The sequence below is a fragment of the Photobacterium sanguinicancri genome (genome assembly GCF_002265265.1).
Classification (GTDB): Bacteria; Pseudomonadota; Gammaproteobacteria; order Enterobacterales; family Vibrionaceae; genus Photobacterium; species Photobacterium sanguinicancri.
This window is the reverse complement of record NZ_NOIF01000037.1, coordinates 1-14,452: the sequence shown is the minus strand read 5'-3', so window position 1 is coordinate 14,452 and position 14,452 is coordinate 1. Positions and strand designations below refer to the sequence as shown.

The 14,452-nt window shown below is 44.7% G+C and carries 13 protein-coding genes; 8 read left to right on the top strand and 5 right to left on the bottom strand.

All coding sequences use genetic code 11. The features are described from left to right. The first annotated feature begins 138 nt into the window (after positions 1-138). Both ASV53_RS08115 and cutA read left to right on the top strand, forming a co-directional pair. Complete coding sequence (locus tag ASV53_RS08115; RefSeq protein WP_094956736.1) at positions 139-2,130, top strand: alpha-amylase family glycosyl hydrolase; 1,992 nt, start codon at positions 139-141, stop codon at positions 2,128-2,130. Positions 2,131-2,280: 150 nt separating this feature from the next. Continuing rightward, positions 2,281-2,598: a divalent-cation tolerance protein CutA gene (gene cutA, locus ASV53_RS08110; RefSeq protein WP_094956735.1), complete on the top strand. Its 318-nt coding sequence runs from the start codon at positions 2,281-2,283 to the stop codon at positions 2,596-2,598. A 63-nt stretch (positions 2,599-2,661) separates the two neighbouring features. On the opposite strand, the gene ASV53_RS08105 is transcribed toward cutA, so the two are convergent. Then, a complete protein-coding gene (locus ASV53_RS08105) occupies positions 2,662-4,341 on the bottom strand; it encodes an electron transfer flavoprotein-ubiquinone oxidoreductase (protein ID WP_094956734.1) in 1,680 nt (559 codons plus the stop codon). A 199-nt stretch (positions 4,342-4,540) separates the two neighbouring features. Between ASV53_RS08105 and ASV53_RS08100 the strand changes: the two genes are divergently transcribed. Both ASV53_RS08100 and ASV53_RS08095 read left to right on the top strand, forming a co-directional pair. Continuing rightward, on the top strand, positions 4,541-5,293 hold the full coding sequence (locus ASV53_RS08100) for an electron transfer flavoprotein subunit beta/FixA family protein (protein ID WP_062691211.1): 753 nt from the start codon (positions 4,541-4,543) through the stop codon (positions 5,291-5,293). Next, positions 5,290-6,252, top strand: a complete 963-nt coding sequence (locus ASV53_RS08095; protein ID WP_094956733.1) for an electron transfer flavoprotein subunit alpha/FixB family protein — start codon at positions 5,290-5,292, stop codon at positions 6,250-6,252. The genes ASV53_RS08100 and ASV53_RS08095 overlap by 4 nt, the downstream gene beginning before the upstream one ends. Positions 6,253-6,446: 194 nt before the next feature. On the opposite strand, the gene ASV53_RS08090 is transcribed toward ASV53_RS08095, so the two are convergent. Then, positions 6,447-7,247: a YMGG-like glycine zipper-containing protein gene (locus tag ASV53_RS08090; protein ID WP_094956732.1), complete on the bottom strand. Its 801-nt coding sequence runs from the start codon at positions 7,245-7,247 to the stop codon at positions 6,447-6,449. A gap of 307 nt (positions 7,248-7,554) precedes the next feature. Between ASV53_RS08090 and ASV53_RS08085 the strand changes: the two genes are divergently transcribed. Further along, positions 7,555-8,394, top strand: coding sequence for a hypothetical protein (locus ASV53_RS08085; protein ID WP_094956731.1), 840 nt, complete (start codon positions 7,555-7,557; stop codon positions 8,392-8,394). A gap of 17 nt (positions 8,395-8,411) precedes the next feature. On the opposite strand, the gene ASV53_RS08080 is transcribed toward ASV53_RS08085, so the two are convergent. The 3 genes from ASV53_RS08080 to pdhA are packed head-to-tail and all read right to left on the bottom strand — an operon-like array spanning position 8,412 to position 11,714. Continuing rightward, positions 8,412-9,641 carry a dihydrolipoamide acetyltransferase family protein gene (locus tag ASV53_RS08080; RefSeq protein ID WP_094956730.1) on the bottom strand — a complete coding sequence of 410 codons (1,230 nt, stop codon included), beginning with the start codon at positions 9,639-9,641 and terminating at the stop codon, positions 8,412-8,414. Next, positions 9,638-10,621, bottom strand: coding sequence for an alpha-ketoacid dehydrogenase subunit beta (locus tag ASV53_RS08075; protein WP_094956729.1), 984 nt, complete (start codon positions 10,619-10,621; stop codon positions 9,638-9,640). The genes ASV53_RS08080 and ASV53_RS08075 overlap by 4 nt, the downstream gene beginning before the upstream one ends. Continuing rightward, on the bottom strand, positions 10,614-11,714 hold the full coding sequence (gene pdhA, locus ASV53_RS08070; RefSeq protein WP_094956728.1) for a pyruvate dehydrogenase (acetyl-transferring) E1 component subunit alpha: 1,101 nt from the start codon (positions 11,712-11,714) through the stop codon (positions 10,614-10,616). The genes ASV53_RS08075 and pdhA overlap by 8 nt, the downstream gene beginning before the upstream one ends. Positions 11,715-12,196: 482 nt before the next feature. On the opposite strand from pdhA, the gene ASV53_RS08065 reads away from it, so the two are divergent. The 3 genes from ASV53_RS08065 to ASV53_RS08055 all read left to right on the top strand — a co-directional run bounded on the left by ASV53_RS08065 (position 12,197) and on the right by ASV53_RS08055 (position 14,383). Beyond that, the gene (locus tag ASV53_RS08065; RefSeq protein WP_062691216.1) at positions 12,197-12,649 is read left to right on the top strand and encodes an MOSC domain-containing protein; all 453 of its coding nucleotides are present in this window, start codon (positions 12,197-12,199) and stop codon (positions 12,647-12,649) included. Positions 12,650-12,766: 117 nt separating this feature from the next. Then, complete coding sequence (locus ASV53_RS08060) at positions 12,767-13,222, top strand: hypothetical protein (protein ID WP_094956727.1); 456 nt, start codon at positions 12,767-12,769, stop codon at positions 13,220-13,222. A 246-nt stretch (positions 13,223-13,468) separates the two neighbouring features. Next, entirely contained in the window at positions 13,469-14,383 is a 915-nt protein-coding gene (locus ASV53_RS08055) for a cation diffusion facilitator family transporter (protein WP_094956726.1), read from the top strand. The last annotated feature ends 69 nt before the right edge of the window (positions 14,384-14,452 follow it).

Genomic DNA, 14,452 nt, shown 5'->3' with positions numbered 1-14,452 from the left:
TAAGGATGGGGTAATATACATTTATATCGCGAATAATAACGATGAAATTATCTAAATATAAGACGAACAATAACAAGTCATAACTTATTGAAGGACTTCATCGTGGATAAAAGGATAGGAAAAACAACGTTAGCGCTTATGGTAGCCAGTACCCTTATTGGTTGCCAGAGCACGAAAAATACTGAGTCGTTAGGTTATATCAGCGAGCCTTATGAATGCGCCGTACCTATGGTTGAACAATCGCAAGACCTACGTATTTATCAGGTTATGGTTGAAAGCTTTGTAAACGGTAATGACAGTATCGGTCATGGCACAGGTTATGGTACCAGCCACCATAAAGGTGATTTACAAGGCGTGATTGATTCGCTCGATTATATCCAATCGCTTGGCATGAATGCGATTTGGCTAACCCCTATTTTTAATTCGATTCCTGATGAAGGGCAGAACCACTGGGCTGACCGCTTAGATGCGACAGGCTATTTTACCAGTGACTACTTTAGCATTGACCCACGTTTTGGTGATATGGATAAAGCGCGTGAATTAGTCGAAGCTGCACATGCGAAAGGCATGTATGTGTTCTTAGATGGTGTGTTTGGTCACCATAAAGACAACCTTGTTCCATCCCCACAAGGTCGTCTTCCTGCTGGTGACAGCAATCCTGTCGATTACCCAGAAAGTCTCGCTTTTTATCAAGAAGTCGCATCTTACTGGGTTAAAGAACTCAAAATCGATGGGTGGCGTTTAGATCAAGCCTACCAAGTGCCTCTTCCTGCTTGGAAAGCACTGCGTAAAAGTGTTGATCAGGCCTCGCAGTCGGTGACATATCAAAATGCCGAAGGTGAAGCTGTGCATCCATTAGGTTATATGGTTGCTGAGATTTGGAACAATGAAAACTACATCACTCGAACAGGTTACGGTCCAGAAAAAGATCCTGCGTTATGCTCGGCATTTGATTTCCCTGTACGTTACCGCGTTGTAGAAACCTTTGCTGTTAATGAAAACAGTAATGGTGGTAAAGGCGGTGAGTGGCTCGCTGAAGGGATGAAACTACACGATTTATACCCTCCACATGCAAAGCCTAACCTAATGCTGGGCAATCATGATCTAGTGCGCTTTGGCGATTTACTTCAGCGTGGCAACATCGCTAAGCCTGATCAGGCAGAATACTGGGCGCGTCACCGTGCTGCGCTTTCTTTCTTAGGTGCTTATAACGGTCCGATCACCTTGTATTATGGTGAAGAAGTGGGTGATGAAGTCCCGAACTTTGCTGATAAGGCCAGCAGTGATATTTGCGCCCTACAAGGTTACTGTGATGATCATGTAGCGCGTAGCAGCGCCAAGATTGACGGTGTAACGACGCAATTAAACCAACAACAGACTGAACTGCGGGATTATGTTGCTTCTTTAATGACACTTCGCGAGCAGCACCCTGCGATAGTGCATGGTAAGCGCACTTCGGTATTAGCGACAGACGCTGTGTATGTTGATCATAAGCAGAAAGGTGACGATGCCTTGCTTTATATGGTGAGCACTCAAGCGAAAGCAAATATGCTAACCCTTAAGGCGACAGATATTGCATCGGAAGGTGTTTTGGTCGATCTGCAAACTAACGTTCGTTTTGAACCTGTAAATGGTGAATATCAGATCCCACTATCAGGTTTCCAAGCCCGTTTTCTTGAGATAGAAAAATCCTCCAATGCAGGGGTGAAAATTGAAACAACCTCAGCCGTGCTAACGGGAAAAGGGTTTATGGCGCAGTGTGATAACCCAACAGTAGCAGAGGCTGGTCCTAAGACGGAAACCATGTATGTGGTGGGTGATTTTGCAGATTCTGGCTGGAAACACAAAGATAACCGCGCATACAGCTATAAAGGCGACAATACGTATCAAGTGGTGGTGGATGAAGTGGCGGGGGCCTACCGTATGCAGTACGCCACTAAAGATTGGTCGCCACAATACACGGCTGAAGGTTTAGAGCTCAAACCTGGGCAAGAGAAAACCCTACAGTTTGGCGGCTATGGTAAAGATACCGCCGTCACGCTACCAGTGGCAGGCCGTTATGTATGGAGTTTGAAGTTCAGTGATCAAGGTAGCCCACGCCAAATCATGGTCTCTAAATGTGATGAATAGCGAGTCGCACGTATAGTATTAATACCTATTTGGATAAGGGAGCTTTGTGCTCCCTTTTTTGATCGCAATTAAAATAACAAGGTTCTACTTTTTTAGAGAAAGAGATATAGCGATATACTCACTCTTAATGAATACAAAAGAGAGACAGAAATGACCGAGCAGTGCTGTGTAGTGATGACTACGTTCTCAGACGAAAAAGTGGGTAAACGTATTATTGATGCTTTGATTGAGCAGCGGTTAGCGGCGTGTATCCAAGTGCAAGCAATTGAAAGCTACTATCACTGGAAGGGTGAAGTGAATTGCGATGCTGAAAAGCAGATGATGATTAAAACCAAGGTATCGCTATATGATGCGGTAGAAGCTGAAATTGTAAAACGACACGATTATGAAACGCCTGAAATTATCCAACTGCCAATTAGTCGTGGTTTGAAAGGCTATGTTGATTGGATTAATGAAGAGTGCCAATAATCGGCACTCTCAATGTTCTTTCTGCGTCATTCGTTGTTTGCTTTATTGCCAGTAGAATACGGGTTACATATTTGGATAATTAGGTCCGCCGCCACCCTCTGGTGGTCGCCAAGTAATGTTTTGCGAAGGGTCTTTGATATCACAAGTTTTACAGTGCAGGCAGTTAGCGGCGTTGATCACTAGACGCTGTTGGCCTGCGTCCCCGACGATTTCATATACGCCAGCGGGGCAGTAATACTGGCTGGGTTCCCCGTTTTCAGCTAAATGAGAAGTGATAGGTAACATAGGATCACTTAATACCAAATGGCAGGGTTGGTTCTCTTCATGCTGAGTGCCAGAGAGGTATAACGATGAGGGCTTATCAAAACTTAGCATGCCATCTGGTTTGGGATAAGCGATAGGCTTACATTTGGCGAGGGGCTTCAACCTTAAATGGTCTGGCAAGCTGTCGGGTAGTGTCCACGTTGCGCGGTCTTTTAACCAGTTTTGTTCAATACTGGTAAGTACGCCTCCGAATAGTTGGCCGTATTTATGGATGTTAGCGCCGACATTACGTGACTGATGAAGTTCTTGGTATAGCCAAGAATCATGAAATAACCGTTCGTACCCAGGTACTGTGTGGGCAAAGCCTGCGGTGAGTTCATCATGTATTGCTTGTGCGGCGAGCATGCCAGATTTCATCGCGGTATGGCTGCCTTTAATTTTGCCAAAGTTAAGGGTACCTGCATCGCAACCAATCAATAATCCACCATGAAACTGCTGGCGAGGCAGTGAAGATAAGCCGCCTTTAGTGATAGCTCTTGCGCCATAGGTTATGCGTTCGCCGCCGTGTAAATACTGGGCAAACACAGGGTGGTGTTTCATTCTTTGAAATTCATCAAAGGGGCTTAGATAGGGGTTTTGGTAATTTAAATCAACAATTAGCCCAACGGCGACATAGTGCTCTTCTGAGTTTTGATCTTCTAAACGATTGCCTTCAAGGTGATAAAGAAAACTTCCTCCTGTCGAATCAGACTCACTAAGAGGAAAACCCGTACCGTGGATCACGAGCCCTTCTTGATGTTGTTTGGCAGGGATTTTCCATAATTCTTTAATGCCTAGCGCATAGTGTTGGGGCGGTTTGTTGTTATCTAAATGGTAATGCGCAATGAGCTGTTTACCTAAGTGTCCGCGACTTCCTTCAGCAAAAATGGTGTATTTGGCTTTTAACTCAATACCCGCTTCAAAAGTGGCTTTTGGTTTACCTTGCTTATCACGCCCCATATCCGAAGTGATCACACCTGTGACGGCATTACTGCTGTCGTAACAAATATCGGATGCAGCGAAACCCGGAAAAATTTCGACACCAAGTTGTTCTGCCTGCTTGGCTAACCAACGGCACAATAAGCCTAAACTAATGATGTAGTTGCCATCGTTATTCATACTGTCAGGCGCGAGGTGTTCAGGCACAACAAGGTGGTTGTTGGCATTGGTCAGCCAGTAAAGATGGTTCTCAGCAACTTGAGAAACAATCGGTGCATCTGTGTGTTCCCAATCAGGGAAAAGCTCATCAAGCGCACGCGTTTCGAATACCGCGCCAGACAGAATATGAGCACCAACTTCAGCGCCTTTTTCAAGCACACAGACATTGGGTGGCGGTTTTTTTTGCTGTTTTGCTATCAGCATTAACTGGCAAGCCGCTGCTAACCCTGCAGGGCCAGCACCGATAATCACCACATCAAACTCCATACATTCTCGTTCCATCAAAGCGACCTCTGTGTGCGATTTACGTATATAGAAACTGGCGATTTACAGTATAAATTTAACTATAGCGCAGTTGACGTAAACGTAAATTAAACTAGGCTCAAAGAATCATCTGAGGCACATGTGCCACACATATAACGAGATTAAAAACAGCGCACAAGGCTCTCAAAGACATTTCTTTTTTAAGAAGGAAGACACTGTGAAAGTGCTAGTAGCGATTAAGCGTGTGATTGACCCTTATGTGAAAATTCGGATTAAAGATGATGGAAGCGGCGTGGAAGATAGCAATGTCAAAATGGCAATGAATCCATTTTGTGAAATTGCCGTTGAAGAAGCGGTGCGCTTAAAAGAAGCGGATATTGCCTCTGAAATTGTTGTCGTTTCGGTAGGTGATGATACCTGCCAAGAACAATTACGAAGCGCACTCGCATTAGGAGCCGATCGCGCGATCCATATTGCAACATCCGATAAATTAGAACCTCTTGCGATAGCCAAGTTACTCAATGCGTTAGTGCAAAAAGAACAACCGTCTCTGATGTTATTGGGCAAGCAATCTATTGATACCGACAACAACCAAGTTGCCCAAATGTTATCTGCGCTAACGGGTTATCCTCAAGGTACTTTTGCTTCTGAACTTACTGTGAATACGCAAACTGTGGTTGTCACGCGTGAAATAGACGGTGGCCTAGAAACCTTATCGCTCCAGCTACCTGCCATTATTAGCACCGATCTTAGATTAAATGAGCCTCGCTATGCATCTTTGCCCAATATTATGAAAGCCAAGCGCAAGCCGTTTGCGGTTATCGCGATTGATGAGTTTGAGCTCGATATAGCACCAAGACAGGAGATTATCGACGTTATGGTGCCACCGAAGCGCGAATCAGGGATCCGCGTTGAATCAGTGCAAGAGCTAGTCACTAAATTGCGAAATGAAGCGAAGGTGATCGAATGAAAACCTTAATTATTGCGGAACATAATGGACATTCACTAGCGACTGACACCTTAAAAGTAGTACGTGCAGCTGCAAGTTTAGATCAACAAATAGATATGCTGATAGCAGGCGAAAATGTGAATGCTATTATTGAGCAAGCTCAGCGTATTGAAACAATAGATTCTGTGCTGGTGGCGGATTCATCGTGTTATCAGCACGCTCTTGCTGAAAATGTATCGGTACTGGTTGAAGCTATGGTTAGTGAGCACTGCGATAGTCCCGAAGGCTATAGTCACATACTTACTGCTGCGACCACGTTTGGTAAGAACCTTTTGCCAAGAATCGCGGCATTATTGGATGTGGGGATGCTGTCTGATGTGATAGAGATTGAGTCGAAAGATACGGTTATTCGGCCAATTTATGCGGGCAATGCGCTCGCTCGGGTTCGCTCTAACGACCGTATTAAAGCGATATCGGTACGGGCATCGGCTTTTGATGCTGCAGAGCAACTTTCAGACTCTCAGGGATCTGCGCCAGTTAATTTCGTAGCTATAACGCATCAATCTCTATTAGTTGAATTTGTTTCTCAGCAAGTGGTTGCGAGTGCTCGCCCTGAATTGCCAGCAGCGCGTGTAGTCGTTTCGGGGGGGCGAGGGTTAGGCAGTAAAGAAAATTTTGCTATGGTTGAGCAGCTTGCCGATAAGCTCGATGCAGCCATTGGGGCTTCGCGAGCAGCGGTAGATGCGGGTTATGTATCTAATGAGCTACAAGTAGGCCAAACGGGTAAAATTGTTGCGCCTGATTTGTACATTGCGATAGGGATTTCAGGGGCTATTCAGCATTTAGCTGGAATGAAAGATTCTAAGGTGATCGTCGCGATAAATAATGATCCTGATGCCGCTATTTTTGAGATTGCAGATTATGCGTTGATCGGAGATTTATTCGAAATTTTACCTGCGCTGATTGATGAACTTGGCTGAGTGGATGAGAGTCAAAAGATAGAAAAACGGCACACATTCGTTGTGTGCCGTAGAGAAAGGCATTTATTCGTAAAGGATAAAGCATACTCAAAATGCAAGTAATACCAAGCTAACTAAATAATGATGAAACTACTTATTCATATTGGTATATCTGACTTGCGGCAGTGGATTCAATTTAATACTAGCTCAAGAAATCAACTTCGAGTAAAGCGATATGACTGAACTTTAACATCTTGTCCATCGACAGCAGCCCATGTATCTACCATCCAAACATTGTTCCCCGCAAAGCCAAGCTCTAAGCGCACTTGTGAGGCATCAATACCTTTAATGACACTGACATCCGTCGATTCTGGATAAAAGTTGTAGCGATTATTGGCTGCTTGGTACTCACCCACAAATTGAGCGGTTGTGTTATCAACATTGTTTTTTACAGCAAGGATATAACCCGTTGATGGTGTAAAGCTGAACTCTGCTGTCATGGCGAGTGAATTTGCACTGCCGTTAACTTGTAAGTTGTTGATAGCGACTTGAGCCGCCGTGGTTTTGGTTAAAGATCCACGGGCATCGGCTTTCGCATTAATGGTTTCACCCGTCGTACTGCTCCAGATTGCCACTTGCCAGTTGCCTGTAAACTTATCAAGATCAGCCCAAGCTTGAGGCTGAGTGGGCGTAGGTGCTGCGTTAACACCTTGTTGTTGGCTATTTCCTATTTGGGCAATGGCATCATCACGGCTGGAATGGCGTTGGTTATCGCGATTGTTATCAAGATCAACCATAGAACCGCTGACTCCCCCTGCAACCCCACCTGCGATCGCCCCTTTGGCAGCAAGCTCTGCATCACCAGTAAGCGCACCCATGGTTAGCCCTAGCAATGCACCACCAATAGCACCTTGCTTAGTGGCGGCATTTGGGTCGTTTTGATCAGGGTTAACACAACCAGTTAGTAAAGTAGCACTCAGTACAGCGGCGATAGAAGTTTTTAGTAAAAGGGTCATAGTTCGGTCCTGCTGGCTGTTTCTATTTGATAGGGATGATAGTAAGGATTAATACTGAACAGAGCCTGAGTAATAAAACAGCGCTTTAAATTAAGAGGATAGAGTGTGTAAATGTGTGAATATAAATACCTAAAAACAGCTGGTTAGCTAAGTAAGTGTTACGCTTTGTTACATTTGATACTGCTACCTAATCGAACTATTTCGATAGAGAAGGGACGCAATTATTATTATGACTGGCTAAGAACAATGATGAGATAGGAAAATGTTTTTATTTAAATGGTAAGATGAACAAAGACAGGGAGATGTTATGAAATTTGCAAAGTATTGGGAAAAACAAGACGTTAATGTTGATGAACAACAGTTTGGGCAGCCTATTATTTCGGTTTGGGGCGGCTCGAATACATCTTCTGAAGATGCCGATCATAATGCCCAAAAACGGGTTGCATCTTTAAACGCATTTATGGCGAGTGATTTCACGGAAAAGGGTGATTATGAATACTGGGTAGGCTTTGTTCGAGAGGAGTTACTCGAAGAAGTTAAAGCACCTGATGATACTGTACTGGCAGTACTAACGCGTAACCATTATGGTGCGCTTGTCCTCAATACTGATGTTGCATTGTTTGGTGATATTGACGTTACCCCCCCTTCTTTTATTGAACGTTTTCTGGAAAAGTTTGGTAAGACGAAAAAAGATAAGAGCTACTATTTAAAAAAGATAGAAGCTTATCAAGCTGCGCACCCCGATTTGTCCTTTCGGGTTTATGAGACACATTCTGGCATTCGTTTTATAGAAACGAGTCGCGTCATTAATTCGCAAGATCCTATTGTTACTTCGTTATTTAAAGATTTGAATGTCGATCATCTTTATCAGCACTTGTGCCATCGTCAAGCATGTTTTCGAGCTCGCCTCAGCCCTAAGCCCTGGCGGATTGGTATGGCGCGCCCAGCGAGTCGCTTCCCTCGATGTAATGAAAATGAAATGACGGCATTTAGACTGTGGTTAAGTGGCTATGAAAAAGCCTCCCAAGGCACGACAGTGGTTAAGCACCTTGCCTCTTTTGGTGCTAGGCGTGCCGATGCGACCGTACAAAGGGTGATTGAACTGCATGATCGACACGCTTGTTTACGTTCTGGAACGTTAGCATAACGTCTTTAATTGTTACTTTAGCTTTCTAGCTGCGTGACGAGTGCCTTCATAAAACGTGCTGCTTCACCGCCTGTACAGGCACGGTGATCAAAGGTCATTGAAAGTGGGAGGGCATTCACTTCTTCGGCTTTCCCGTTAGTGAGTACCAGTTTCTTGATGATCCTACCTGCTCCAACAATTGCGACTTGCGGGGGCGAGACAACTGGGGTGGCATAAATACCGGCAATCGCGCCAAAGTTGGTAAGTGTAATGGTGCCGTGTTGGAGCTGCTCTCGTCCAATTTTCCGCGCTTTTATACCTGCAACAGTATCGTTAATCCACTCTCTGATGTCCTCGGCATGAAACTCATCAGCATGACGGATCACAGGCACATACAGTCCATATTGGCTGTCTACTGCAACGCCAATATTCACCATGCTATGTACGCACCGAGTCATGGTATCAGGATCGAACCACGCATTGAGCGCGGGTTCTTTCTTACAGGCGGCGACAATAGCTTGCACTAACCGTGTTGTTATATCCTCGTTGGCAGCCCAAGAACTCAATATGGCTTCTTCTGTAATGGTAACGGCAGCTATTTGTTGGTGGGCCTTAGCCATACTTGCCGCCATGCTACGACGCGCACCTCTTAGCATTTCAGTGCCTGGACGTTGTTGATCACTAGCTTCATGTACGTCGCAGTCGAGGATCACCCCATCAGGACCAGAGCCTTGAATATGATGTAAATTGATACCGAGTTTTTGTGCTAAAACTCGGGCTGAAGGGAGTGCTGTAATCACCATTTTTTCATCATGTGACTTTTCACTCCCTACCCAAAATTCATCGATATTGATGTTGTGGCTAGTTTGAGAAACATTGCCGACTACAGTTGCAGCATCGTTTTTGGCACTGGGAGTGCTTGAGTTGTGAGTATCATGCTCACGATTTTTTGAGCTGCTAGACGATGTCGTTTTTCTATTTGCAGAAGGCGGTGAAGGTAAGCTTGTCCCAGAAGCCGCTGTTGTTGCGGTTACTTGCTCATCAATTTCGACCAACAGACAACCTATATTAATAATGTCACCTTCATTACCGTGCCTGCTCATGATCGTACCGCTGTAAGGGGCTGGAACATCGACGGTTGCTTTAGCCGTTTCAACGGTTAGGATAATTTGGTCTAGTGTGACAACGTCACCAATATTGACGTGCCATTCTACAATTTCAGACTCTGCCAACCCTTCGCCTAAATCGGGCAGTGTGAATGCTTTCATTTCCAACCCTCCACTAATTCTCTGGCAGCCGCAATAATGTCAGCCTCTTGGAGCATGAAGTAGTCTTCATTGCGGTAATAAGGCATTACTGTATCCATACCTGTTACGCGCTTCGGTGGGGCTTTTAATAAGCACATGGCATGTTCGGCAGTGCGGGCGATAATTTCACCCCCTACGCCTCCTGTTTTACAGGCTTCATGAACAACCAGTAACCGTCCTGTTTTTTCAAGTGAAGCGAAGATGGTGCGCATGTCTAGCGGCTGAATAGAGGCCAAATCGATCACCTCGGCTTCTATTCCTTGCTTAGACAATTCATCGGCAGCTTGTAGTGATTCGACCACGCATGCTCCCCAAGTGACTAAAGTAATATCGCGACCTTTACGCAGTGTGAAACAGGTATCGAGTGGTAGTGCATTGCCATTATCTTCAACATTAGATTTTACCGTGCGATAAATCCTCTTTGGTTCAAAGAACATCACTGGGTCATTGCTGCGAATGGCAGCAAGCAATAAGCCATAAGCACGTTGTGGAGAAGATGGGATCACGACCTTGAATCCGGGAGTGTGGGCAAACAGCGCTTCGACACTCTCAGAGTGATGCTCTGGTGCATGAATACCACCACCAAATGGGGCACGGAAGACAGCAGGGCAGGTGAGGCGACCACGGGTTCGGTTTCGCATTCTGGCGGCATGACACATCAAATGCTCTAGCGCAGGAAAGACAAAGCCTTGGAATTGAAATTCAGCCACAGGACGTAGCCCTTGGCTAGCCATACCGACAGTGACGCCGCCAATTAATGCTTCGGCAAGCGGTGAGTCAATAACGCGCTTGCAGCCGAATTTGTCTTTAAGTCCAACAGTTGCTCGGAAAACACCGCCGTTATCACCGACATCTTCACCCAGCACGATAACTTTCGGATCACTTGCCATTTCGTGATGTAAGGCGAGGTTAACAGCTTCAAGTAGAGTCATCTCAGCCATGTTTTGCTCCTTGCATGCGCATTGCTTTATTGATGATGGCATCACGTTGCTGATGTAAATCATCACTGAGCGATTCATATAAGTAATCAAATGCGGATTCTGGTGCTTGTGGAATAATTGCGAGGTAACGCTCAACTGCGGCTTCTACGTCTTTTCTACACAGCTCTAATAATTCGGTTTCATCTTGTTCTGTCCATCGGCCAGCGTTGATGAGGTACTGTTTTAAGCGACTAATTGGCTCGTATTGCCATGCTTGCTGCAATTCATCTTCGCTACGGTAGCGGCTAGCATCATCGGCAGTAGTATGATCGCTTAAACGATAACTTATCGCCTCTATCAGTGTGGCACCTTTACCTCTGTAAGCTTGTTCCAGCGCTGTTTTGACTGCATCAAGCATAGCGACGACATCATTGCCATCGACTGTGATCCCAGTGATCCCTGCGCCTTTTGCTTTGTCAGCAAGAAACTCTGCACCGCACTGAATTTCGCGTGGAACAGAGATTGCCCACTGATTGTTATTGATGACAAAAACTAACGGAATATTCCAGCTTCCGGCGCAATTAATGGATTCCAAAAAATCCCCTTTAGAGGTTGCGCCATCGCCACAAGTGACTAATGCAGCATGGTGACCGCCTTCAATTTTAAGTGCTGCGGCAACACCAACTGCGTGAGTACACTGGGTGGCAATAGGGACGCAAAACGGCAAATCACGTGAAGGACGGTTATGAGGGGCTGATTCGGAATGAAAATCACTGCCACGTTCATCGCCACCCCAATATTGGAGATTTTTTTCCATGGCGATACCCCGCGCCCACATGGCGGGCATATCTCGATAATAGGGGATAAAAACATCGTCAGATTTTAATGTGCGACCAATGGCAACACCAATGGCTTCTGCACCAAGATGTGAAGGATAAGTACCGAGTTTACCTGTGCGTTGAAGCGCAACGGCTTTGTTGTCATATACGCGGGTGAGCACCATGTCGCGATAGTAGCTAACCAACATGTCGTGGCTTAGCCAAGCTGGCAGCGGAGTAACCAGTGTGCCTTTGTGATCGATAAACCGATGCATCGGCATTGCTTGAATATTCATCTCAAGCTCCTTGTCTCGCAGCCACAATGGTTAGCTGCAATAGATGAAAGCAAATGAACCCGTGTTTATCGTCACAGATTAACGACCATCTCGTAGCTGCTGGTCCGACATCTTATTCGTGTATTTCCCTTACTGTCAGAGTTTTTACGCGTTTGATCCATCAAACTTAGCGTTAAGTGATGATAAACCTAATAGGTTAAGTGTAACTAAAATGTTAAATTGCGCTTGCAATAGTAATAAATTAATCAGTAAAGAATTCAATACAGTAGGAAATGCTAGAAATGAGTCAGTTCGCTCCTTTCTGTTGGATGAATATTTCATGAAAAAGCAGAGCCGCTGTAGAAGACTTGAGAGAATAAAGGGTAAAAGAAAACACTACGCTTATGTTCTTATCGAAATTACGGCCACTTTGAAGGTGGGTTAGTAAAAGAAATATGGCAAGATACCTTATTCGCCGTATTGAATAATAAAAGGAAGTAAAGATGGAAGTATTAGCGATTGCCAAGCGTGAAAAATCACGCGCACCAATGGAAGAAATGACACAAGCCTTAGTGACGACAGAGCAAGGCGTTGTAGGCGATTTTCGTGGTAAACCAGGAAAACGTCAGCTAACGGTATTGAGTGCAGAGTCATGGCAAGATGCATGTAACGATGTGAGTGCAGATCTTCCTTGGACAGTCCGCCGTTCGAACATTTTGATCAAGGGTATTCGTTTTAACGAGGCAAATGTAGGTGATGTGATCCAAATTGGCGAAGTTAGATTAGAAATTACACGCGAGACAGATCCATGCCCTCGTATGGATGAACAACATGACGGGCTGACTCAAGCGCTCATGCCTGATTGGCGTGGTGGTGTATGTTGCTGTGTTGTCGCTGATGGCGAAGTGAGAGTGGGTGATAAAGCGGTATTACTAGCCGCTGGTGGCGTGATCTAGTGAGGCGTTTGACTTAGCTGGTATTTGTCTCACCATTGAGAAAAATAGCGCTTCGCCCCAACGTAGCGCTATTTTCGGTCAATACTGACAATATGTATTGATGGGAAGGCTCTGACAATGAAAAGCATGTTGCTACCTCTTTTAAGCTGCCTTGCAGCATGTAGTTCCCAACAAAGTGCCAATCAGCCACTGAATGTTAGTCAGTACGTTGAACAAACCTGCTACACGTCAGCCTCGGATGAGCTGTCTTCCTCGTTCGATACCTTTCTTGATCACCGTAAAGATGAGCTTGCAGGGCTACGCTCTGAATTAACCGATGAAAATTTTCAACAATTACATTTTGCGCTAAGTCATTTCTCAACGTATTGGGAAAAGCTAGAAATTGAGCGAAATCAGGCTTGTGAACAATGGGCCGCTTGTCAGTTTATTACCGAAAGCAGTCATGCAGCCTCTAGCATGCAACCATCGCCACATTGCGAAGCGCCAAACTTTGAATACAATGTCAGCCGCGTAAAAATGGTGACCTTTTTAAGTGACGTCGCTAACTTGCAATTACAACGTTCAGGCGAATAATGTCTCCCACGCTTAAAGCTAATTGAGTGCTCTAAGAGTAGGCTCGAGCAGCTTATCTTGGCAGTAATTGCCATTTATAAAACCCCCTGATATTTACTAATTGAGTATAAAGGCTTGATTTTAAAGTTGAGTTTACTTATACCTATTATATGCAATTATTTAACATTTAATATCATTGTCATTTTCGAGAATGATACTTAAAGTAAACCTTTCAAACCCTTTTTTTCACTGTTGATAGGAGGTTCTATGGCTACTAGCCGTAAAATCAGTAAGGAACGTTTAGCGCTTAAGCTCTCTCTTGTGGGGACAATTTTGTTGGCCACAATGGGGATTAGCTATGGATTGTATGTCGGATCCAACGCCATATTACTCGACGGCATGTTTTCACTTCTTAGTATGGGTATGACGGGTCTTAGCCTTTATACCGCTTACCTTGTAACCAAACCTGATGATCGTCAGTTTCAGTTTGGTTATGCGCATATCGAGCCTTTGATCAATGTCGTCAATGGCTTGCTTATCTTAGTAACGTGTCTTTGGGCGTTTATCGGTGGTGTGCAATCCATTGTCGAAGGCGGACACGATATTGTGCTCGAACATGCGCTGGTTTATGCCGTTGTTTCAACCGTTAGCTGTTTTGCTATTTATTTTACTGAAACGCACATTGCGAAAAGTATCGAATCAGAATTGGTACGAGTTGACTCCCAAGAGTGGATGATAGACGGTATTTTGAGTGCAGCCTTACTCGTAGGTTTTCTGGTTGTAATGGCACTGGATTCTTTAGGTTATTCTCGTTGGAATGCATATGTGGATCCAATTTTAGTATCAGCGCTTGCTATCTCGGCGTCAGTGCTACCTATTCGAGTTTTAAGCCGTAACTTACGTGAAGTTCTCCTTGTGGCGCCACAAGGTAAAGTGCAAGACCGTGTTGATGGTGTCATTGAAGCAATTTCAAAGCAGTATGAGTTTGATGATTACACCCATCATTTGGCGAAAACAGGACGTCAGTACGACTTGGAAATTAATATCTTGGTTGATAGTAGCCCTCATTGGACGACCCAACGACAAGATGCCATTCGTCAAGTTATTTGGGATAAGTTGAAAGGTGAGCTGGGTGATACATGGTTATCAGTGAGTTTTACCACTCAGGAACGTTGGTTATAAATAGGAAAACCTCATAAAGCATTGAAGTAAAAGCCAATAACATCTTTGTCGATGTTATTGGCTTTTTAC